Annotated in this window: 12 protein-coding genes; 8 read left to right on the top strand and 4 right to left on the bottom strand. The window is 66.6% G+C overall.

The genetic code is table 11. The annotated features are described in order from the left end of the window. The 3 genes from ACTHJR_RS14265 to ACTHJR_RS14255 form a co-directional block, all read left to right on the top strand. Window positions 1-1,700, top strand: a 1,700-nt coding sequence (locus ACTHJR_RS14265) for a TonB-dependent receptor (protein ID WP_440523902.1), incomplete at its 5' end; no start/stop codon positions are given. A gap of 138 nt (window positions 1,701-1,838) precedes the next feature. Next, a complete protein-coding gene (locus tag ACTHJR_RS14260; RefSeq protein ID WP_440523901.1) occupies window positions 1,839-3,305 on the top strand; it encodes a glycoside hydrolase family 125 protein in 1,467 nt (488 codons plus the stop codon). After that, window positions 3,302-4,819 (top strand): tryptophan halogenase family protein, encoded by a 1,518-nt coding sequence (locus tag ACTHJR_RS14255; protein WP_440523900.1) that lies wholly within the window; start codon window positions 3,302-3,304, stop codon window positions 4,817-4,819. The genes ACTHJR_RS14260 and ACTHJR_RS14255 overlap by 4 nt, the downstream gene beginning before the upstream one ends. A gap of 15 nt (window positions 4,820-4,834) precedes the next feature. Here ACTHJR_RS14255 and ACTHJR_RS14250 read toward each other — a convergent pair whose 3' ends face one another. Genes ACTHJR_RS14250 through ACTHJR_RS14235 form a run of 4 tightly spaced genes read right to left on the bottom strand, consistent with a single transcriptional unit; the run spans window position 4,835 to window position 14,080 of the window. After that, complete coding sequence (locus ACTHJR_RS14250; protein ID WP_440523899.1) at window positions 4,835-6,574, bottom strand: endo-beta-N-acetylglucosaminidase; 1,740 nt, start codon at window positions 6,572-6,574, stop codon at window positions 4,835-4,837. Next, complete coding sequence (locus tag ACTHJR_RS14245; RefSeq protein ID WP_440523898.1) at window positions 6,571-9,129, bottom strand: beta-mannosidase; 2,559 nt, start codon at window positions 9,127-9,129, stop codon at window positions 6,571-6,573. The genes ACTHJR_RS14250 and ACTHJR_RS14245 overlap by 4 nt, the downstream gene beginning before the upstream one ends. Then, window positions 9,126-12,197 (bottom strand): GH92 family glycosyl hydrolase, encoded by a 3,072-nt coding sequence (locus ACTHJR_RS14240; RefSeq protein WP_440523897.1) that lies wholly within the window; start codon window positions 12,195-12,197, stop codon window positions 9,126-9,128. Before ACTHJR_RS14240 ends, ACTHJR_RS14245 begins: the two co-directional genes overlap by 4 nt. Next, complete coding sequence (locus tag ACTHJR_RS14235; protein ID WP_440523896.1) at window positions 12,194-14,080, bottom strand: sodium:solute symporter family protein; 1,887 nt, start codon at window positions 14,078-14,080, stop codon at window positions 12,194-12,196. The genes ACTHJR_RS14240 and ACTHJR_RS14235 overlap by 4 nt, the downstream gene beginning before the upstream one ends. 224 nt (window positions 14,081-14,304) lie before the next feature. Between ACTHJR_RS14235 and ACTHJR_RS14230 the strand changes: the two genes are divergently transcribed. The 5 genes from ACTHJR_RS14230 to ACTHJR_RS14210 form a co-directional block, all read left to right on the top strand. After that, window positions 14,305-15,297 carry a LacI family DNA-binding transcriptional regulator gene (locus ACTHJR_RS14230; RefSeq protein ID WP_440523895.1) on the top strand — a complete coding sequence of 331 codons (993 nt, stop codon included), beginning with the start codon at window positions 14,305-14,307 and terminating at the stop codon, window positions 15,295-15,297. Between the two features lie 84 nt (window positions 15,298-15,381). Beyond that, window positions 15,382-16,302 (top strand): ROK family protein, encoded by a 921-nt coding sequence (locus ACTHJR_RS14225; protein ID WP_440523894.1) that lies wholly within the window; start codon window positions 15,382-15,384, stop codon window positions 16,300-16,302. Window positions 16,303-16,313: 11 nt separating this feature from the next. Then, window positions 16,314-18,677, top strand: coding sequence for a GH92 family glycosyl hydrolase (locus ACTHJR_RS14220; RefSeq protein WP_440523893.1), 2,364 nt, complete (start codon window positions 16,314-16,316; stop codon window positions 18,675-18,677). 1 nt (window position 18,678) lies between these two features. Then, window positions 18,679-20,028 carry an MFS transporter gene (locus ACTHJR_RS14215; RefSeq protein WP_440523892.1) on the top strand — a complete coding sequence of 450 codons (1,350 nt, stop codon included), beginning with the start codon at window positions 18,679-18,681 and terminating at the stop codon, window positions 20,026-20,028. A 52-nt stretch (window positions 20,029-20,080) separates the two neighbouring features. After that, on the top strand, window positions 20,081-20,487 hold a 407-nt coding region (locus tag ACTHJR_RS14210; RefSeq protein ID WP_440523891.1), incomplete at its 3' end, for a class I mannose-6-phosphate isomerase.

Below are 20,487 nucleotides of genomic sequence, written 5' to 3'. Positions count from 1 at the left end.
CCTTCTCGTCCAACATCATCCAGAATTTGCAGTCCGGGATCGCCCAGCTCGACGGCGGCTCGACCAATTCGTCGATGACCAACGCCACCAACGAGCAGACCTATTTCCAGGTGGACGGCACCTGGAAGGCCAACGGCACGCTCGGCTTCCTCGACAATATCCAGTTCGGCGGCAAGTATCGCGACGGTGGCGTCCATCGCCAGACGTTCAATACCGAATGGGTCGTGCCGGGCGGGAACATCAACGATTCCTCGACCTGGTTCCAGAGCGTCTCGCCCTATAATTCATACGCCCAGGCGAGCTTCTTCTACGCGCAGCCGATGTCGATCCAGGGGGACGCGTTCCACGCCAACCTGTTCCCCGCGGTCAACATGCAGAACTATCTCGACTGGCTGAACCAGAATTTCGGACAGGCGCAGCGCAGGGTCGAAAACAACTTCATCTGGGAGGTCAAGGAACGGACCTGGGCGGGCTATGTCCAGGCGAATTTCAAGACCAGCCGCTTCCGCGGCAACCTGGGCGTGCGCGTCGTCGGCACGCAGCAGACGAGTTCGTCGTCCGACCAGATCAACTATAATTGGCGCTATTACGTGCCGGGCACGGCCACCATCGTGACCAATCCCAACTCCCAGGTCGGTACGGCGCCGTGCACCGTCGACCCATCCGGAATCTGCGAGGTCCTGCCGAACAACTATCAGCAGACGCAGATCACGCAGACCGACACGACGGCGAAGAATTATCTCGACGTCCTGCCAAGCCTCAACGTGGCCTATAATCTGAGCGACGACCTGCTGATCCGCGGCGCGGTCGCCAAAGTGATCTCGCGTCCGGAATATGGCGATCTCGGCGGCCAGCAGCAGCTCAACTATAACGGTCCCGGCTGGGAAGCGGACCGCCAGCAATTCGGCGCCCAGGCCGGCTGGTCGGGCAGCGGCGGCAACAAGAACCTGAAGCCCTATTCGGCGTGGCAGTTCGATCTCGGGCTGGAATGGTATTTCCACCGGGGCTCGGTGTTCGGCGTCGGCCTGTTCCGCAAGAACGTGTCGAACTTCATCATTCCGGTCGTGATCACCACCCCGGTGACGCTGACCAACAACCAGGCTGGCTCACCGCCGACCATTCCGGCCGGCACGGGTACGCCTACCGGCTCTCCCGCTCCGTACACGCCGCCCGTCGGCGCGGCGGCCGACCTTGGCGGCACGGTCCTGGTCCAGTCGTTCTCGACCAACGGCAACGGTACCAACGCGGTGTCGCAGGGCGTGGAAGTCTATGCCCAGCATACCTTCTCGTTCGGCCTCGGTTTCCAGGTGAACTTCACCTACAACGACACCAACTTCGCCAACGTCAATTTCAACGGGCAGAAGCTCGGCACGTCGCCGCTCGTGGGCAGTGCCAAGACGCAGGTCAACGCGTCGGTGTTCTACGAGAGCAAGCTGTTCTCGCTCCGGGCGTCGTGGAACCGTCGCGGCTCCAAATACGAGGGGCTCGCCAGCGGCCTGAACGTCGTCTCGGATCCCTATCAGCAGCTCGATCTCAACGGCTCGGTCAACATCACCAAGAACCTCGCCATCACGGCGTCGGCGATCAACGTGACCGGCGAGACCGAGCGCGAGCATCTCGGTACCGACACATCGGCGCGCTATTATTCGAGCGCCTATTCGGGCCGGCGCTTCTATGTCGGTGCGTCCTACAAGTTCTGACGCTTTACCCTCTTCCCCCTGGGGGGCGGTGCCGCCAAAGGCACCGCCCTTCCTTTTTCGAACGGGGTCCATGATACATCGTCAGTGCCGCGTTTCCGTCACCAAGGAAACCGCGTCAGGACAGCGAGGAGGCAGGCAATGCTGACAGACCGGCGGACGGCGATCCTCGGCGGGGCTCTGGCGGTCGCGGCGGCTGGATTGCCTCGCAAGGCATTGGCCCTGACAGCCCCTTCCCCGGCCCGCCAATTTCCCAGCAAGCGCCCCGCGCCCGGCGACCGCAAGTTTGCCAGCCCGGCGGTCGAAGGCGAGATCGCGCGCGTCACCCGGATGATCGCCGATCCCGAACTCGCCTGGATGTTCGGCAATTGCTATCCCAACACGCTCGACACCACGGTTCGCCAGTCGACGGTCGGCGGCAAGCCCGACAGTTTCGTCATCACCGGCGACATTCCCTGCATGTGGCTGCGCGATTCCTCGGCGCAGGTGCAGCCCTATCTCCATCTCGCCAAGGACGATCCACGGCTGCGCGATCTGTTCCGCGGTCTGATCGGGCGCCATGCGCGGTCGGTGCTGATCGATCCCTATGCCAATGCCTTCATGGAGGATTCCGGCGCCCCGACGTCCCTGTCCTGGGCCAAGGCCGACGAGACCAGGATGAAGTCCGGCGTCGCCGAGCGGAAATGGGAAATCGACTCGCTCTGCTACGTATTGCGTAACGCCTGCGGCTATTGGCGCGCGACGCACGACCCGGCGCCGTTCGACAGCGAATGGAACGAAGCCGCGCGAGCGATCGTCCGCACCTTCCGCGAACAACAGCGCAAGGACGGCAAGAGCCCCTACACCTTCCAGCGCGCGAGCCGCCAGCCGACCGAGACCCAGCTTGCGGGGGTCGGTCTGCCCACCCGCAAGGTCGGACTGATCCATTCGGCCTTCCGTCCTTCGGACGACGCCTGCCTCTATCCGCTGTTCGTCCCCGCCAACCTGTTCGCGGTCACTGTGCTGCGCGAGCTGGCGGCGGTCGTCATGGAGACACGGCACGACGCGGCGCTGGCGCGCGAGGCGACCGCGCTCGCGACCGAGGTCGAACGCGCGCTGGCGGCACACGGTACGATGACACTGCCCGACGGTCGCAACGTCTGGGCCTATGAGGTCGACGGCTTCGGCAATGCCGTCTTCATGGACGACGCCAACATCCCGTCGCTGTCGGGGCTCGCCTGGCTAGGCTGCGTCCCGGCCACCGATCCACGCTGGCGCCGTACCGCCGCGGCGGCGTGGAGCCCGGCCAATCCCTGGTTCTTCCGCGGCAAGGCCGGCGAAGGGATCGGCGGCCCGCACGAAGGGATCGGCCAGATCTGGCCGATGTCGCTGACCGTCCGCGCGCTGTCGGCAACCGACGACGCGACGATCCTGCGCTGCCTCGCGACGCTCAAGCGGACCCATGCCGATACCGGCTTCATGCACGAGACGTTCGACCAGGACGATCCGTCCAAATTCACCCGCTCCTGGTTCGCCTGGGCCAATGGCCTGTTCGGTGAGCTGATCCTGCACGTCGCCAGGACGCGGCCGCGCCTGCTCCAGGCGCCGCTCGATCGCTTGGGCGTATGATCGACAGCGAACCGATCCGGCATGTCGTGATCGCCGGCGGCGGCAGCGCCGGCTGGATGGCCGCGGCCGGGCTCGCGCGCCAGTTGCGCGGCACCGGCATCGCGATCACCCTGGTCGAATCCGAGGAGATCGGCACGATCGGCGTCGGCGAGGCGACGGTGCCGCCGATCCAGCATTTCAACCAGATTCTGGGCGTGGACGAGGTCGCGTTCGTCAAGGCGACGCAAGGCACGTTCAAGCTCGGCATCGAATTCGTCGACTGGTGGCGCAAGGGACATCGCTATTTCCATCCCTTCGGCCGCTATGGCGACGATTTCGGATTGGTCCCCTTTCACCAGCAATGGCTGGCGGCGCGCGCGCGTGGCGATACCAGCCCGATCGACGATTATTGCCTGGCGACGCGCGCCGCGCTCGAGAACCGCTTCGCAATTCCCGAGAATGGGCCGCAATCAGTCTTCGCGACCTATGGCTATGCCTATCAGTTCGATGCCGGCCTCTACGCCCGCTTGCTCCGGCAATTGGCCGAGGCGGCGGGGGTCACCCGGATCGAGGGCAAGATCGTCCGCGTCGAGCAGCATCCCGAAACCGGCTTCGTCGAGGCGCTCCATCTCGAACGCGGCGAGCGCGTCGCCGGCAATCTGTTCATCGACTGCACCGGCTTTCGCGGCCTGTTGATCGGCGATGCGGTCGGCAGCCGCTATCTCGACTATCGCCACTGGCTGCCGTGCGACCGGGCGATCGCGGTGCCGTCGGCCCGAACCGCGCCGCTGACGCCGTTCACGCGCGCCACCGCGCTCGAATCCGGCTGGCAATGGCGCATCCCGCTGCAGCACCGCACCGGCAACGGCCACGTCTATTGCAGCGGCTTCCTCGACGACCAGGACGCCGAGGACCGCCTGCTCGGCAATCTCGACGCGGAAGCGCTCGACGCCCCGCGGCGGCTGCGCTTCATGACCGGGCGCCGCGAGCATATCTGGGAAAAGAACGTCGTGTCGCTCGGCCTGTCGTCGGGGTTCATCGAACCGCTCGAATCGACCAGCCTCTATCTGGTGCAAAGCGGGATCATCCGGCTGGTCCGGTTGTTTCCGGGGCGCGATTTCAACCCGATCGTGCGGGCCGAATACAACCGCGCCATGGCGGCCGAATTCGACTGGATCCGCGATTTCCTGGTGCTGCACTATACCGCGACCGAGCGCGACGACACGCCGTTCTGGCGCCATTGCGCGGCGATTCCCCGCCCGGATTCGCTGGCCGAACAGATCGATCTGTTCCGCAGCACCGGCCGACTGTTCGCCGACGCGGAGGACATTTTCCATGCGCCGAGCTGGCTGGCGGTGTTGATGGGCCAGGGCATCGCGCCGCGGGGCCGCGACACCTTGGCCGACGCCGTACCAGCAGCGGAGCGGAGCGACATCCTCCGCGCGATGCGCTCGATCATCGCCAATACCGCGCAGGCGATGCCGGCTCACGATCAGACGGTCGCCCGTCGCTTCGGGGCACCGCCGCCGGCGTAAGCGGCAAGGCGCCGTTCAGGGTACGGCCGTCACACCAGCCGCACAGGTCCGCGTCAGCGACACGGCGCCCAGGCGAAGCGTGCCGCTCGTTCCGGCCCTGATGATCGCGGCGAGCCGCACCGCACCGTCATTCGTCGCGACACACCAATGCTGCGTCCGCCAGCGGGACGACGCGGTCAGGGGAAGGTCATGATCGCGGCCATCGGGCATCGACAGCGTCAATGCATAGCCCGATCCGCTCGCCAGGCTGGTGACCTCCACGCCAAGCCGCGGAGATGACGGCAACCGCAAGGCGTAGAGCGGGATCGTCGCCGCTCCGCCCGCCGGATCGGGCACGATCCGGAGCGAGGCGCCGCCGTCATAGGGCCGGTCGAAGTCATAGCCGACCTGTGCCTGCCCGCCGACACTGGCGAACTGCCAGGTCGGCAAGACGTCCTGCCGGCTCATGTCGTGCCAGGCCCCACCGATCCTGCGGCCCGCGCGCATGTCGACCCGGCCGTGTCCGACATTGAAACTGGTGCGGAACGGCAGCGGGACGGCCACGCCATGCACCGGCGCCAGCGACGCGATGCCGGGCCAGCCTTCACCGCGCGGACGTGCCAGGTTGCGCCGTTCGCCGGCGAACAGCCGTTCCTCGGCGGCGTAGAAGCGTGCGACGTCGGCGGGATCGCCGTCGAACGTGCTGAACCGCGGGGTGCGGGCGTCGCCGGCAAAGTTGAACGCGAAATTGGGCGCGAACAACGCGATCGAGCCGAGCGCCGGCCCTCCCGGCCGCTCGCGCATCGCGTCGAGCCAGCCCGTGTTGCGGAACGCGGCCTGCGCCCCGTCGCGCTGCGGCCAGAGGTCGGCGCCGACGAACAGGTCATAGCGGCTGCGCCCGAGCCGCTCGGCCAGCGCAGCGCTGCGCCGCAGCCCGTCGGTCGTCCAGGCGTAATTGAGGAACATGGCGTCGGCGGCGCGCCGGGCACCATCCTGAAGGAAAGCCGAATTGCCCGGCGTCAGCGCGTTCTGCCAATCGACCCGCCCGTCGCTCAGCATCGCGTCATACCAATGGATTTCCATACCCGGCGGTGCCATCCGTCGCAGCTCGGCCATGAAGTCGATCATCGCCCGCGTACCCTTGCCGCCCGTCGGCAAATCGGTCTCCGCGTTGATCAGCCAGCCGTCGAAGCCGTAATGCCGCGCGATCCGCACCAGCTGCGCCGCGGCGGGGAAATGCTCTTGCGCGTCGCGACGCAGGAAGCGCTCGACCGTCGCGGGCGCGCCGCCCCAGGCGATGGGTGCGAAGAATACCGTACCGAGGACTTTCACCCCGTTGCGATGCGCCGCCTCGATCCAGGGCCGCGCCGGCAGGTTGACCGGACGCTGCGCGGTGCCGGCGAACCAGAGGAACAGGTCGATCTGCGACCAATGGGTGAAAGTGTAGAGATTGAAGCGCGACTGCGGCGCGAGATAATTGCCGAGATTGTTCATCCCGTCGGGCGCGTAGAGCACGCGCACCTTCGGATCGGTCGTCGCCCCCGGCTGCACCACCGGCGCGACGAAGCGCGGCGTGAGGGGCACCCGCGCGATATTGCGCGCGTCGGCGGTCGCGGCCTTTGGGTTCCAGGCGAAGAACTCGTCGAGCGTCAGCGCGAACGGGGCGCGATCGGCGATGATGCCGGTCGGTGGACGATCTGCCGGGTCGGCCGGTACGCCGGCCCCGGGCTGGAGAAGCGCCAGCGCGACGAGCAGCGCGCAGGCCCGGGCTCTCATCCCTGCGCGCTCGACTGCATGGGGACCGCCGCCACCTCGTCGCGGTCGCACGCATCCCACAGGCTCGTCGCACGAACGACCGCGGCCGGATCGAGCACGCCGTCGCGCAGTCCGACCACCCGCTCCTCGCCCGGCAGCAGGTCGAAGAAATTCTCCGTGAAATTCGCGGCCGCCCCGTCCGCCGGATCGCGTTCGATCGCCAAATGCACCGCCCGCGCATAGCGCTCGGCCCGCACAATAAGACGGCCGTCGACGACGCGCGTCGTCAGCTCCGGATCGGGTATGCGACAGCGGCTGGCTTCCTCGGTCATGCGGATGTCGCGCGCCAAGGTAACGCCGTCGTCGACCAGCCGAGCATGCAGCACCCATGCACCCTGGCTTCGCGCCTGATCGAGCGCGCTTGCCGGAACGTGATGAACGATTTTCGCGCTATTCCCGTCGACCGCCACCGGTACCGTCTCGCGCCCGTGGCAGATGCCGGCGACATCGATCAATTCGACGATCAGTCCGCCCCGCACGTCCTCGAGCAAGTCGGAAACGAGGTGGATCGCCGCGCCGTCCTCGGCGATCGCCGCCGACAGCATCAGCGGCGCGAACGACCGCGCGGCCTGGTAATGCAGCGCCTTCCACTGGCCGAAATAGTCGATGCTCGACCAGGAAATCGCCGGCCAGCAATCGTTGAACTGCCAATAGAGCGATCCCATGCAGCGCGGCATGGCGCGGCGATGCGCTTCGAACGCGACGCGCAGCCCGTCGGCCTGGGCAAGCTGGCTGAGGTAGCAGAAGGCGGCGAAATTGCGCGGCTCGCCATAGAGGTCGCGGATGAACCGCCCGATGATCGCGTCGCCGCGCGGATGCTTCTGATGGACCGACAATATGTGCGATCCGACCTGTCGATCGCCGGGATCGGTGAACCGCTCGATCGACGACAGCGCCGGATAGGATTGGAAGCCGTATTCGCTCATGAAGCGCGGGACGCGCTCGGCATAGGTCGCGAACGGCAATTCGCCGTGCCAGACGCCCCAATAATGGCTGTCCCCAAGCGCGTCGTCGGCCGGGTCACTCCAGCGCCCGGTCGGCGAGGAGGCCAGATAGAAGCGGTCGGGGTCGTGCGCGGCGACCTGCTCAGGCAGCAACCGCTCGAAGATCGCCGCATTGCCGTCGACCAGGGCGCGATAATGGTCGGGGGAATAGGCGAATTTCTCCGGCCACTCCCATTCCGCGATGCCGAGCGTGACCTCGTTGTTGCCGCACCACAAAGCGAGCGAGGGGTGGTTGCGCAGCCGCCGGATGTTCTGCCGCGCTTCCTCGGCGACATTGGCCAGGAACGCCGGGTCGAACGGGTACAGCGTGCAACTGAACATGAAATCCTGCCAGATCAGGATGCCGTGCTCGTCGGCGAGATCGTAGAACAAATCATTTTCGTAGATGCCGCCACCCCACACGCGCAGCATGTTCATGTTGGCGTCGACCGTGTCGCGGAACAATTGCCGATAGCGGTCGGGGGTCATCCGCTCGAGCAAACTGTCGGGCGGGATGTAATTGGCGCCCTTCATGAACACCGGGCGACCGTTGACCTCGATCGCGAAACACTGGCCGATCTCGTCGGGTTCGTGACGCACCCGCACGGTGCGCAGCCCGACCCGCAACGCCGCGGCGTCGATCGGGCCGGCAGCGTCGGCGAGGAGGATGCGGAAGTCGTAGAGGAACGGTTCGCCGAGGCCATTGGGCCACCAACGGCGTGGCGCATCGACCGTCACCTGTGCGCGATGCGTCGCGACGCCCGCGTCGGGATCGAGTGCGATCGATATGCGGACCGGGGCGACGCCCGGCTCCTCGCAAAGGATTTCGATCCAGGCCTCGCCGCCGGCCAGCGCCTCGACCTCGACGTCGAACGTCAGGACGGCACGAGCATCGTCGAGGGCATCGATGCGATAGGCGGCATCACGGATGCGGGCATGGCAAGCGAGGTCGAGCCAGACCGGTCGCCAGACGCCGGAGGTGACGTATTTCGGTCCCCAGTCCCAGCCGAAATGATAGGGCGCCTTGCGCGCATAGACGCTGGCCCGGCTCGGCGTCTTGTCGTTCTCGGCCGGGTAGAAGAATCCGTCTGTCGCCTGCCGCGCCGCTCCCGCCACGACCGGCGAGCGGAAGTGCAGCGCGAGATCGTTGGCGCCCATCCGCAAGCGGTCGCGGACCTCGATCCGGCAGGTGCGGAACATGTTGTCCGTCGCGATCAGCGGAGCGCCGTTGAGCGTCACTTCGCAAAAGGTATCGAGACCGTCGAACACCAGTTCGACGCTGTCGGCCAGCAGATCGTCCGCGCTCACTTCGAACGCGCAGCGATAGTCCCAATCGGCCTGCTCGATCCATTGCAGCCGGTCCTCGGCGTCGCCACGATACGGGTCCTCGATCCGCCCGGCGCGCCACAGGTCGCTGAAATTGGACCCGGGGACGTGCGCGGGCAGCCACGTATCGGTGCCGGCCTGGCGGAAACTCCAGCCGCTATCGATCGCGCGCCGCGTCCGCGCCACGGGAATGGTTCGTTCGGTCACTGCAGATTTATCTCGTCGAGGAATAGCCAGGCAGCGCGGCCTGGCGCGCTGAGCGAAGCGGGCAGATCGCCCCAAGCGATGGTGCGGATGCGGTAATAGCGATAGGCGCGGCCGGGCAGCGGCACGGAGATCCGCTCCGCCTGCTGCCGCATGCCGCGCCACGGCGCGATGTCGCGCGCCGCGATCGGCGCGAGCGCATCGGGCGACTGTCCGGCGAGGATCTCGATCCGGCGCGGAGGCATGATGCCGTTGGTGGCATCGTCGAGATAACCGAGCGTGAGCGTCGTCGCGGCGCGCGGCGCACCGAGATCGATCGTCGCGGTGATGGTGCCGAGCCGCCCGGTCCATTTGCGGTCACCATAAGCGGCGGTCCCGGTCACGCCGTCGATCAGCATGGAGCCGTCGGCGGCGCCATAGCCGATCCCCTTTTCGGCGATCGCGATCCGCGGATAGCCCGCGGGCCCGGCGACCAGCAGGCTCTTCACGTAGCGCCGGGTCAGGACCGTGCTGCGGCCGAGCCGAAGGTCGATCGTCACCGCCTTGACGACCGTGTCGCGGTCGATGGTCAGCGGCGCGGCGAGCAGCGCCGCCCGCGCGTCTGGATCGCGGCCGTCGGTCGTATACCGGATCGTCACCCCGGGCTGATCGGCGCGAAGCACGACGGTACGCGTCGTGGCGAAGCGTGGATCGTCGACCCCATCGTATGGCGCCCAGGGCGCGCGCTGCGCGATCGCCACCGGGGCCCGGTCGTCGAATGCGCCCAGGCTGGTATCGGCGGGCCGACTGCCCCAGTCGCGATTGGGCCGCGGGCCCATCGTGAAGCGCAACGTTCCGCCCGCCATGATCTGCGCGTGGGTCAGATAATCGGCGGTGAACGGGCGGCCGTTCAGCGTCGCCGACTGGACGTAGATATTGTCGTCGGAAAGTCCCTCGGCATCGATCGTCAGCGCCCGGCCGCCGCCGAGCGCGATTCTGGCGTGGCGCAGATAGGGCGCGCCGATCTGGTAGGTGAGATCGCCCGGCGTCACCGGATAGAAGCCCAGTGCGCTCATCACGTACCAGGCCGACATCTGGCCGAGATCGTCATTGTTGACCAGGCCGTCGGGCCGGTCGGTGTACATCTCGCGCATCACGCGATTGACGTAATATTGCGTGCGCCACGGCTGGCCGGCGAGGTCGAACAGATAGGCCATTTCGTGGCCCGGCTCGTCGCCATGGCCGTAGCGGCCGATGAACCCCGACAGGTCGACATGCTGCTCGCCGCCGATCGGCCTGGTGTCACGGAAGATGCCGTCGAGCCAGTCGGCATAGGCGGCGCGCCCGCCGTGCAGCCGGATCGCGGCGGCCATGTCCTGCGGCGTGTAGGCCGAATAGGCCCAGATGTTGCCCGATACATAATGGCGATTGAGATCGCCCCAATCGTCACGGCGCATCGGCACGAACCGGCCGTCGGCCAACCGGGGCAGCAAATAGCCTGTCTTGGCGTCGTATAGCTGCCGCCACCCGGTCGCGCGCCGGGCGAACAACGCGGCGTCCGCCTTCAGTCCGAGCTTCGCCGCGACGCGGCCGATCGCCCAGTCCTCGTAATTCTGCTCGGTGGTCTTGGACACCGAGCTGGCGACCTCGGCGGGGACGAAGCCATAGGTCAGATAGCCGTCCATCCCATTGCGGTCATAGACGTTGCTGTTCTTGGTGCGGTCGAACGCGCTGGCGCGGATCGCGGCATAAGCGGCGCGCGGATCGACGCCGGGCAGGCCCTTGAGCACCGCGTCGGCGATCGGCGAGACCATGCTGTAGCCGATCATCACGCGGTTATCGTGCCCGACCGCTTCCCAGCTCGGCAGGATCAGCCCCGCTTCGCTATGGCGCGAGACCATGCTGGCGACGATCCGCCCGGCTTGCGCCGGATCGGTGATCGTCAGTAGCGGGTGCAGCGCGCGATACGTGTCCCAGTTGGAGAAGTTGCTGTATTGCGGAATGCGCGACCGGCGCACCTTGCCCTCGACATAATAGGTGCCGGTGACGTCCGAGATCAGGTTGGGCGCGATCGAGGCGTGGTAGAGCGCGGTATAGAAGATTCGCTTCTTCGCCGCCGACGGATCGTCGGCGGTGATCGCCGCCAGTCGCGTCCGCCAGATACGTTGGGCGTCTGCGCGGACCTGGTCGAAATCGCGCCCCGCCGCCTCCGCCGCGAAATTCGCCTGCGCACCGGCCAGGCCGGTATGCGAGATCGCGACCGCGACCTCGACCTTGCCGTCTCCGCCCGGCGCGAATTGGAGCAATGCGCGGACCGCGGCGCCTTCGCGCTCGCGCCCAGCAACGAGCCGATCGTCGTCGGTGAGCTGCACCCGGACGAAGGGTTTGGAAAAACGCGCGACGAAATAGACCGCGCGGTCGCCCGCCGACGGCCCGATCGTCCGCCGCCAGCCGCGGATCTCGCGGTCCGACACCCACTCGATCTCGCTGCGATAGGCATGGTCGTCGCCGACCGCGTGGAGCGGATCGATCACTACATAGCGGTCGCGCGGGTCGTTGAAGCTGTAGCGATGGAAGCCGGTCCGCAAGGTCGCGGTCAGCTCGGCATCGACATCGGCATCGTCGAGATGGACGCGATAATAGCCCGGCTCGGCATGTTCGCGGGCGTGCGAGAAGCGCGAGCGATAACCGCTTCCCGGCCGGTCGAGCGGCCCGGCGGCAGTACCCGCCACGCGCGTCGGCATCAGCAGGATGTCGCCGAGCGCACCGAGACCCGCGCCGCTGATATGCGTGTGCGCGAAGCCGTCGATGACGGTGTCGCTAAAATGATAGCCCGACGTCCATTTCCACCCGTCGCGCGCGTTCGACGGGCTGAGCTGCACCATCCCGAACGGCAGCGTCGCGCCGGGAAAAACATGACCGTCGCCATTGGTGCCGATCATCGGGTCGACATAAGTGAGCGGGTCGTCGCTGGCCGGCAGAGGCGCCGAGGCGGCCGGCGGCGCAGCGACCACCTCTCCGCGATGCGCCTGGCCCTGCCCCGCCAGCGCGAGCAGCAAGGCGGCGATGAACAGTTTGCGCCGGCGGATCATGCCGCTTCCTCGCGAGGACCATCGGGCAGGTCGGCCGGCCAATCGGCGAGCCGGCGATACCAGGTCCGCCACAGCACCAGCCCGCATAGCATCGCGATCCCGACGCTGACCGCCAGCGCGCCGAAATTCTTGACCACCAGGAAGATCGGCGTCGCGACCAGATTGGTCTGCATGATCGTGCCGATGACGATGTTGAACACGTCGCGGCCGAAATCGCGATTGGGCAATGCACCGGGATCCACGGCGGCGAGCGCCTGACGCACCGCCCCCCATGCCCCCCAGGGCCGCACCTGGCGGTAGAAGCGCACCAGGACCGCCATTTCGGTCGCCGGCGTGAGCAGGCTCGTGGAGATCGCCGCCGCGCCCGACACCAGGACGATCAGCGGGAACAGATGGAGCGGCAAGATTCCGCCCGCCCAGGACATCAGCGGCCCGAAGACGAACGGGAAGGTCCGCGCGCAGGCGATCCCCGCGACCATGCCCCAGAAATAGCCATAGCCGTTGAACCGCCACCAATACCATTTGATGACGTTCGACACCGTGTAGCCGCCCCACAGGCCCGACACGATCCATTGCAGCGCATCGTTGATGCTGGCGACGAACAGGCCGATCGCCATGCTGACCAGCACCACGCCGATCGACACCGCATAGCTCATCCGCACCAGCAGGCGCTGCGACGCGTCGGGATTGACGTAGCGGCGATAGACGTCGTTGACGACATAGAGCGGCGCGGCGTTGAGACTCGAGGCGAAGGTCGCCATGAACGCGGCGAGCAAGCCGGTGACGATGATGCCGCGCGCGCCCACCGGCATGAACGCCTGGATCGCGGCGGGCAGGATGCTCTCGTAATCGACGCGGTTGCCCGAGACGAGGTCGAGCCGGCTGACGAACACGAGCGCCAGCACGGTGAAGCCGGCGATCATCAGGTAGCGGATCGGCATCAGCACGACCGACACGAATCCGGTCACCTTGGCGGCGTCGCGCGGGCTGCGCGTCGCCAGCACGCGCTGCATGTCGTAGCTCGGCGCCGGCCCCGCCGCGCTCTTGAGCACGCCCGAGAAGATCATCATCATCACCAGCGGGCCGAACAATTGATAGCCGTCGGTTGCGATCTTCGACGATACGAGCGGCTGGACCGGCCGCCAGTCGAGCCCGAGCCGCCAGCCGAACAACGGGTCCATCCAGCCGTGCGGCGTCGCCGCGGCGATCTCGGCCGGCGACACCGTCGCCATCGCCAGGATCGCGACGAAGATCGCCGCCACCGTCATGATCGAGAATTGCAGGACGTCGGTCCATACGATCCCCGGCAGCCCGCCCATCACGACGTAGATCGTGACCAGGGTGGTGAACACCACGGCATAGAGGTGCGGCACCATCGCGGGGTCGAGATGCAGGCCGAGCGGCGGGCCGATCGCCGTCCAGGGAATGAACAATTCCATGAACTTGCCGATCCCGACGAACGCATAGACCAGGAAGCCGATCACGCAGATCATCGCGAACAGCACGACCGACAGATGCGACAGCCGGCTGCCGCGATTGTCGCCGAACCGGAACAAGATCCATTCCGCGCCGGAGCGGACGTTCGACCGCCGCAGCCAGACCGCGAGATAGGCCATCAGGAAGACCTGGTTGAACACCGGCCACAGCCACGGCAGCCAGATGCTCTTGAGGCCATAGACGAACAGCAGGGTCGCCAGCCACATCGTGCCGGAAATGTCGAACATGCCCGAGGCGTCCGACAGGCACAGCAGGTACCAGGGCATCCGCCGGTTGCCGAGATAATAAGCGTCGATGTTCTGCGCGGCGCGGCGGCGGACGGCGAACGCGATGAACAGGGTGGCGATCAGATATGCCAGAACGATCAGGCCATCGACCACCGTCACTTCCCGCCCCTCCTCTCGCGGCGCCGTCGCGTCCGCACCTTGTTATCGCGTCGATCCGATCTCCACCATCCGACCGCCGCTGACGATTCCCCGATGTAATGGATTACATTGAGCTTAGAGCACGGGTATAGGCGGTTCGCAAGCCCGAACTCCCGATCCGCGTCGTTCGCGATGCGGCTTGACTTTCGGGGGCAAGCAACGACCGATCTCGCGAGGGAGAAAATATGACCACGATCATCGACGTCGCCAAGGCGGCGGGCTTGTCCACCGCGACCGTCTCACGCGCGCTGAGCGCCCCCGAAAAGGTCGCCAAGGAGACGCGCGCGCGGGTGATGCGGGCGATCGAGAAGGTCGATTATCGTCCCAACATGCTCGCGCGCAATCTGCGCTCCGACCGCGCCTTCTCGCTGCTGGTGCTGGTGCCGGGGATCGCCAATCCGTTCTTCGCCAACGTCACCGCGGGGATCGAATCGGTCGCGTGGCAACGCGGCTATTCGGTGTTCATCGGCGACACCCGCGATTCGCGCGAACGCGAGGAACATTACGAACGCTCGGTCGAGATGCGGCTGGCCGACGGCGTCATCCAGCTGAGCCCAGATTACGGATTCGACGAACAGCGCCGGCGCGCGTCCTATCCGATCGTTCATGCCTGCGGCTGCGAGCTGACCGCGGCGCCGTCGGTCCGGATCGACAATGCCGGTGCCATGCGGGAGATGGCCGAGCATCTGATCGCGGCGGGGCATCGCCGCATCGCCGCAATCAGCGGGCCCGAGCAGAACCCGCACGCGATCGACCGCCTCAAGGGCTATCGCGAGGCGCTCGAGCTGGCGGGGATCGGCTATGATCCCGCGATCGTCCGGCATGGCGACTTTTCGATGGGCTCCGGCGTCGAGGCGGCGAAGGACCTGATGGCGCTGACGCCGCGGCCAACCGCCCTGCTGTGCATGAACGACGAAATGGCGATCGGCGCGATCCAGGCGCTGGCCGCCGTGGGGCTCGATGTCCCGGGGGACGTCGCCGTTACCGGGTTCGACGACATCAGCTTCGCCGCCCACTCCACTCCCGCCCTCACGACCGTCGCCCAGCCCGCCGACGCGATGGGCGCCAAGGCCTGCGAGCTGCTGATCGACGAGATCGAGGGCAAGGAGGTCGAGGAAAAGGTGCACGTCCTGCCGCACCGGCTGGTCATTCGAGAGAGCAGCGGGCCGCCGCGGTAAAAACGCTTGGCAGTGACCGATGTAATGGATTACATCGGCCGCGAAGGGCACAGATCCCGTGGCAAGACATGGAGCGGGACAGGCGTGATCGTCGGAGTCGATATCGGGGGGCATCACGTCGCGGCGGCGCTGGTCGATCCCGCCACGCACCGCCTGTTTCCGGGCAGCTATCGCCATCGCGAAGTCTCGCCCGACGCCGATGCCGCGACCCTGATCGCCGCGTGGAGCGCCGCGATCGACGACACGATCGATGGCGCGGCGCCGGATGAGATCGAGGGGATCGGCGTCGCGATGCCGGGCCCGTTCGATTACCAGTCGGGCGTCGGCTATTTCGCCGCCAACGCCAAGTTTCGCTCGCTCCATGGCGTCGATATCGGCGATGCGATCGCGACCAGCGCGCGCCATCCCCGGCCGATCCGCTTCCTCAACGACGCGACGTCGTTCGCGGTAGGCTGCGTGGCGATGAGGGCCGCGCCGTCGAGCGACCGCGTGCTCGGGATCACGCTCGGCACCGGCCTCGGCTCGGCGTTCCTCGAGGACGGCGCGCCGATCATCGACCGCGCCGACGTCCCGCCGCACGGCTGCCTGTGGCACCTGCCCTATCGCGACGGCATCGCCGACGATTACGTGTCGGCGCGCTGGATCCTGGGCGAGGCCAGGACCCGCCTCGATCGGCAATTCGACGGCGTCGCGGCGGTTGCCGACATGGCCCGCGCGAACGGCGGCGAGGCGGCAACGATCTTCGCCGACTATGGCGCCAACCTCGCGGCGATCGTCGCCCCCTGGGTCGACCGCTTCGATGTCGGCACGATCATGCTCGGCGGCCGCATCTGCGGCGCGTTCGACCTGTTCAGGACGGCGCTGATCGCGGGACTGGCGACCACGCCGCGCATCCCCGTGATCGCCATCCATCAGAATACCGAGGGCGCCGCGATCATCGGCGCCGCCGCGACATTCGAGCCGCATTTCTGGGACCGCGCCAAGCACCGCCTCCCCACTCGCTGAAGGATCGCCCCATGCCGATCGACCGCCGCGCCGCCATTGCCTTTCTGACCGCCGTCGCGATCACCTGCTCTTCGCCCGGCATCGCCCAGGCGGCAGGGCCGGGCGCGCAATGCGGCGATCCGGTCGACCTGATCAATCCGTTGATGGGCACCGATTCCACCTTCGAGCTGTCGAACGGCAACACCTATCCGGCGATCGCGCTGCCCTGGGGCATGAATTTCTGGACGCCGACCACCAACAAGGCGGGGGACGGCTGGGCCTATCGCTATCACGACACCAAATTGTGGGGGTTCAAGCAGACTCACCAGCCGAGCCCGTGGATGAACGATTACGGAGCCTTCTCGCTGATGGCGGAAACCGGCCCGCTCAGGATCAAGGAAGACGAGCGCGCCTCCTGGTTCTCGCACAAGGCCGAGATCGCGCGGCCTTATTATTACCGCGCCTATCTCGCCGATTACGACGTGACCGCCGAGATCGCGCCGACCGAGCGCGCCGCGCAATTCCGCTTCACCTTCCCGGAGAGCGACCAGAGCTGGATCGTGCTCGACGCGTTCGACAAGGGGTCGATGGTGACGATCCTGCCCAAGGAGCGCCGGATCATCGGCTATGCGCGCAACAACAGCGGCGGCGTGCCGGGCAATTTCCACTCCTATTTCGTGCTGCAGTTCGATCACGATTTCACCGTCGCTGACACCTGGGGCGACGGCTGGAAGCGGCAGCCGGGCATGCCGCATGCCGAGGGTCAACGGGTCGGCGCGATCGTCGGCTTCAAGACGCGCAAGGGCGAGCAGGTCGGCGTCCGCGTCGCTTCCTCGTTCATCAGTCCCGAACAGGCGCAGCTCAATCTCGACCGCGAGATCGGCCAGGACGATTTCGACACCACCAAGGCCAAGGCCCGCAAGGCGTGGTCGGACCTGGAGGGCCGCTATTGCATCGCCGATCCCGATCTCGACAACCGCCGCACCTTCTTTTCGGCGCTCTATCGCACCCAGCTTTTCCCGCGCCGCTTCTACGAGATCGATCGCGCCGGACAGGTCGTCCATTACAGCCCGTATGACGGCCAGGTCCTGCCCGGCTATATGTACACCGACAACGGCTTCTGGGACACGTTTCGCGCGGTCTTTCCCCTCTACACGATCATGCAGCGCAAGCTCGACGGCGAGATCATGCAGGGGCTGGTCAACACCTACAGGGAATCGGGCTGGCTGCCCGAATGGGCCAGCCCCGGCCATCGCGACGTGATGATCGGGTCGAATTCGACATCGATCATCGCCGACGCCTATCTCAAGGGCATTCGCGGCTTCGACATCGGCACGCTCTACGAGGCGATGAAGAAGAACGCGACGACCAGCGCGGGCCGCCCGAAGACGGCGGACGGCAAGACGATCAGCGCGGTCGGGCGCGAAGGCGTCGAATATTACAACCGCCTCGGCTACGTCCCCTATGACAGCGGCATCAAGGAGAATGCCGCGCGCACGCTCGAATATGCCTATGCCGATTTCGCGCTGTCGCGCGTCGCCACGGCGCTCGGCAAGACCGAGGATGCGGCCTTGTTCCGCGAGCGCGCGCAGAATTACCGCAAATTGTACGACCCCTCGACCGGCTGGATGCGCGGCAGAAACAAGGACGGCAGCTTCGAAACGCCGTTCAATCCGCTCAAATGGGGCGACGCCTTCACCGAGGGCAACGCGCTCCATTACAGTTGGTCGGTGTTCCAGGACGTCCAGGGGCTGATCGACCTGATGGGCGGCGACCGCGCCTTCGTCGCCAAGCTCGACAGCGTGTTCGACAGCCCGCCCAAGTTCGACGACAGCTATTATGGCTTCACCATCCACGAGATCCGCGAGATGCAGATCGTCGACATGGGCAATTACGCCCATGGCAATCAGCCGATCCAGCACATGATCTATCTCTACGATTATGCCGGCGCGCCGTGGAAGGCGCAGCTTCACGCCCGCGAGACGATGAAGAAGCTCTACATGGCGACGCCCGACGGCTATCCGGGCGACGAGGATAACGGCCAGACCTCGGCCTGGTACGTGTTCAGCGCGCTCGGCTTCTATCCGGTGACGCCGGGCGCCGACCAATATGTCATCGGCTCGCCCTTGTTCCGCCATGCCGAACTCGCGCTCGAGAACGGCAAGCGCTTCGTGATCGACGCGCCGAACAACAGCGCGGCAAACATCTACATCCAGTCGGCGACGCTCGACGGCAGACCGCTCGATCGCACCTGGTTATCGCAGGCCGAGATCATGGCGGGCGGCACGTTGCGCTTCCGGATGGGGCCGACACCGAACAAGATGTGGGGAACGGGACCGGGCGCCGCGCCCTTCTCGATGACCAAGCGGCCCGGCGCGGGCCAGAGGGGACAGTGAGATGACCGACCAACGCCGATCGCTGCTGGGGGCCTATATCGCGGTCACCACCCTGTTCTTCGCCTGGGGATTCATCACGTCGCTGGTCGACCCGCTGGTGGCGTCGGTGAAGGGCATCTTCCGCCTGTCCGACGTCGAGGCGCAGCTCGCCGCCTTCGCCTTCTTCATCGCCTATGGCGTTACCTCGTTTCCGGCCGCGCGGCTGCTCAGCCGGTTCAAGCCGGTGCAATCGATCCTGCTCGCGCTCGGCATGATGATCGCCGGCTGCCTGCTGATGCTGCTCGCCGCCAATATCGCAATGTTCCCGATCGTGCTGCTGGGGCTGTTCGTGCTGGCGAGCGGGATCACCATCCTTCAGGTCGCGGCCAATCCGCTGTCGGCGGCCCTGGGCGATCCGAAATACAGCCATTTGCGGCTGACGCTCAGCCAGACGTTCAATTCGTTCGGCACCTTCATCGGCCCGCTGATCGGCGCGCATCTGTTCCTCAAGGGCGTCGAGGTGAAGTCGGGCGCGGTGATCGACGCCGCGACGCGCGCCCACGCGCTCGCCGGCATCGACCGCGCCTATTTCTGGATCTGCGGGCTGATCGGCCTGCTCGCGCTGTTCTTCTTCGCGACCCGCGCGATGGTCGAGCGCGCCGCGCCGCATACCGCCGACCATGGTCGCAGCACGATAAGGCTGATCGGCGAAGCCTTCGCCTCGCGCTGGGCGGTGATCGGCGGCATCGCGATCTTCCTCTATGTCGGCGCCGAAGTGTCGATCGGCACGCAAATGGCGCTGTTCCTCAATTCGGATGCGATCTGGGGCCATTCCAATGCGCCGTTCGCCGTGCCCTTGCTCGGCAGCGCGATGGGCAGCGACGGCGTGGCCGGCGTCTCGCTCGAGGAAGCCGGCAAGGCGGTCGCTTTCTATTGGGGCGGCGCGATGGTCGGCCGCGCGCTCGGGTCGGCGCTGCTCGGCATGGTCCGTGCCTATCGGCTGCTGGCTTTGTTCGCCGCCGCTGCGGCGCTGATGTGCCTCTATGTCGCCTTGGTCGGCGGTGTCGATGCCGGCTTCGTCGCGCTGGCGATCGGGCTGGTCAATTCGATCATGTTCCCGGTGACTTTCACCCTGACGCTCGAACGCTCGTCCGCCAGCGAGGAAGCGACCTCGGGCCTGTTGTGCACGGCGATCATCGGCGGCGCGTTCGTGCCGCTCCTCGTCGGGCTCGTCTCGCAATCGAGCAGCTACGCCACCGCCTTCGTCGTGCCGATGCTCTGCTATGTCGTGATCGGCCTGTTCGCGCTGAGCGCAGCGCGCGTCGAGCCGGTCCGGCGTGAGGATACGGCGGCGCTCGGCCCGGTCCATTGAGATATGCGCCGGCGGCGAATGTTCGAACGATGAAGCAGGAAGTCCACCACCGATGACCGCCACTTTGCTAGCGACCAAGCGCGTCGAGAAGCCGTGGGGGCGCCATCATCTGTGGCCGGGGTTCAGCGATCCGGCGCCGGGCGGGAAGCCGATCGGGGACGTGTGGTTCCAGACGCCCGACGCGGGCACGCCCGATTTGCTGATCAAATATCTCTTCACCAGCGACCGGCTGTCGGTCCAGGACCATCCCGACGACGCGGCGGCGCGGGCGGCCGGCTATCCGCGCGGCAAGGACGAATGCTGGGTGATTCTCGCCGCGGACCCCGGCGCCACGATCGCGCTCGGCACCAGGGAGCCGACCACGCGCGAGAAACTGCGCCAGGGCGCGCTCGACGGCTCGATCGTCGACATGCTCGACTGGAAGCCGGTCAAGGCCGGGGACTTTCTCTATTCGCCGGC

Origin of the sequence: Sphingomonas sp. (assembly GCF_051962185.1) — a bacterium.
In the GTDB taxonomy this organism is placed as follows: Bacteria; Pseudomonadota; Alphaproteobacteria; order Sphingomonadales; family Sphingomonadaceae; genus Sphingomonas.
The sequence above is the reverse complement of the archived record's forward strand: the minus strand, read 5'-3'. Positions and strand labels throughout refer to the sequence as shown.

What these genes read in the sequence shown, in the direction of transcription:
- ACTHJR_RS14260 (WP_440523901.1), top strand. Translation starts at nt 1,839, where the DNA reads ATGCTGACAGACCGGCGGACGGCGATCCTCGGCGGGGCTCTGGCGGTC.
- ACTHJR_RS14255 (WP_440523900.1), top strand. Translation starts at nt 3,302, where the DNA reads ATGATCGACAGCGAACCGATCCGGCATGTCGTGATCGCCGGCGGCGGC.
- ACTHJR_RS14250 (WP_440523899.1), bottom strand. Translation starts at nt 6,574, where the DNA reads ATGAGAGCCCGGGCCTGCGCGCTGCTCGTCGCGCTGGCGCTTCTCCAG.
- ACTHJR_RS14240 (WP_440523897.1), bottom strand. Translation starts at nt 12,197, where the DNA reads ATGATCCGCCGGCGCAAACTGTTCATCGCCGCCTTGCTGCTCGCGCTG.
- ACTHJR_RS14230 (WP_440523895.1), top strand. Translation starts at nt 14,305, where the DNA reads ATGACCACGATCATCGACGTCGCCAAGGCGGCGGGCTTGTCCACCGCG.
- ACTHJR_RS14220 (WP_440523893.1), top strand. Translation starts at nt 16,314, where the DNA reads ATGCCGATCGACCGCCGCGCCGCCATTGCCTTTCTGACCGCCGTCGCG.
- ACTHJR_RS14215 (WP_440523892.1), top strand. Translation starts at nt 18,679, where the DNA reads ATGACCGACCAACGCCGATCGCTGCTGGGGGCCTATATCGCGGTCACC.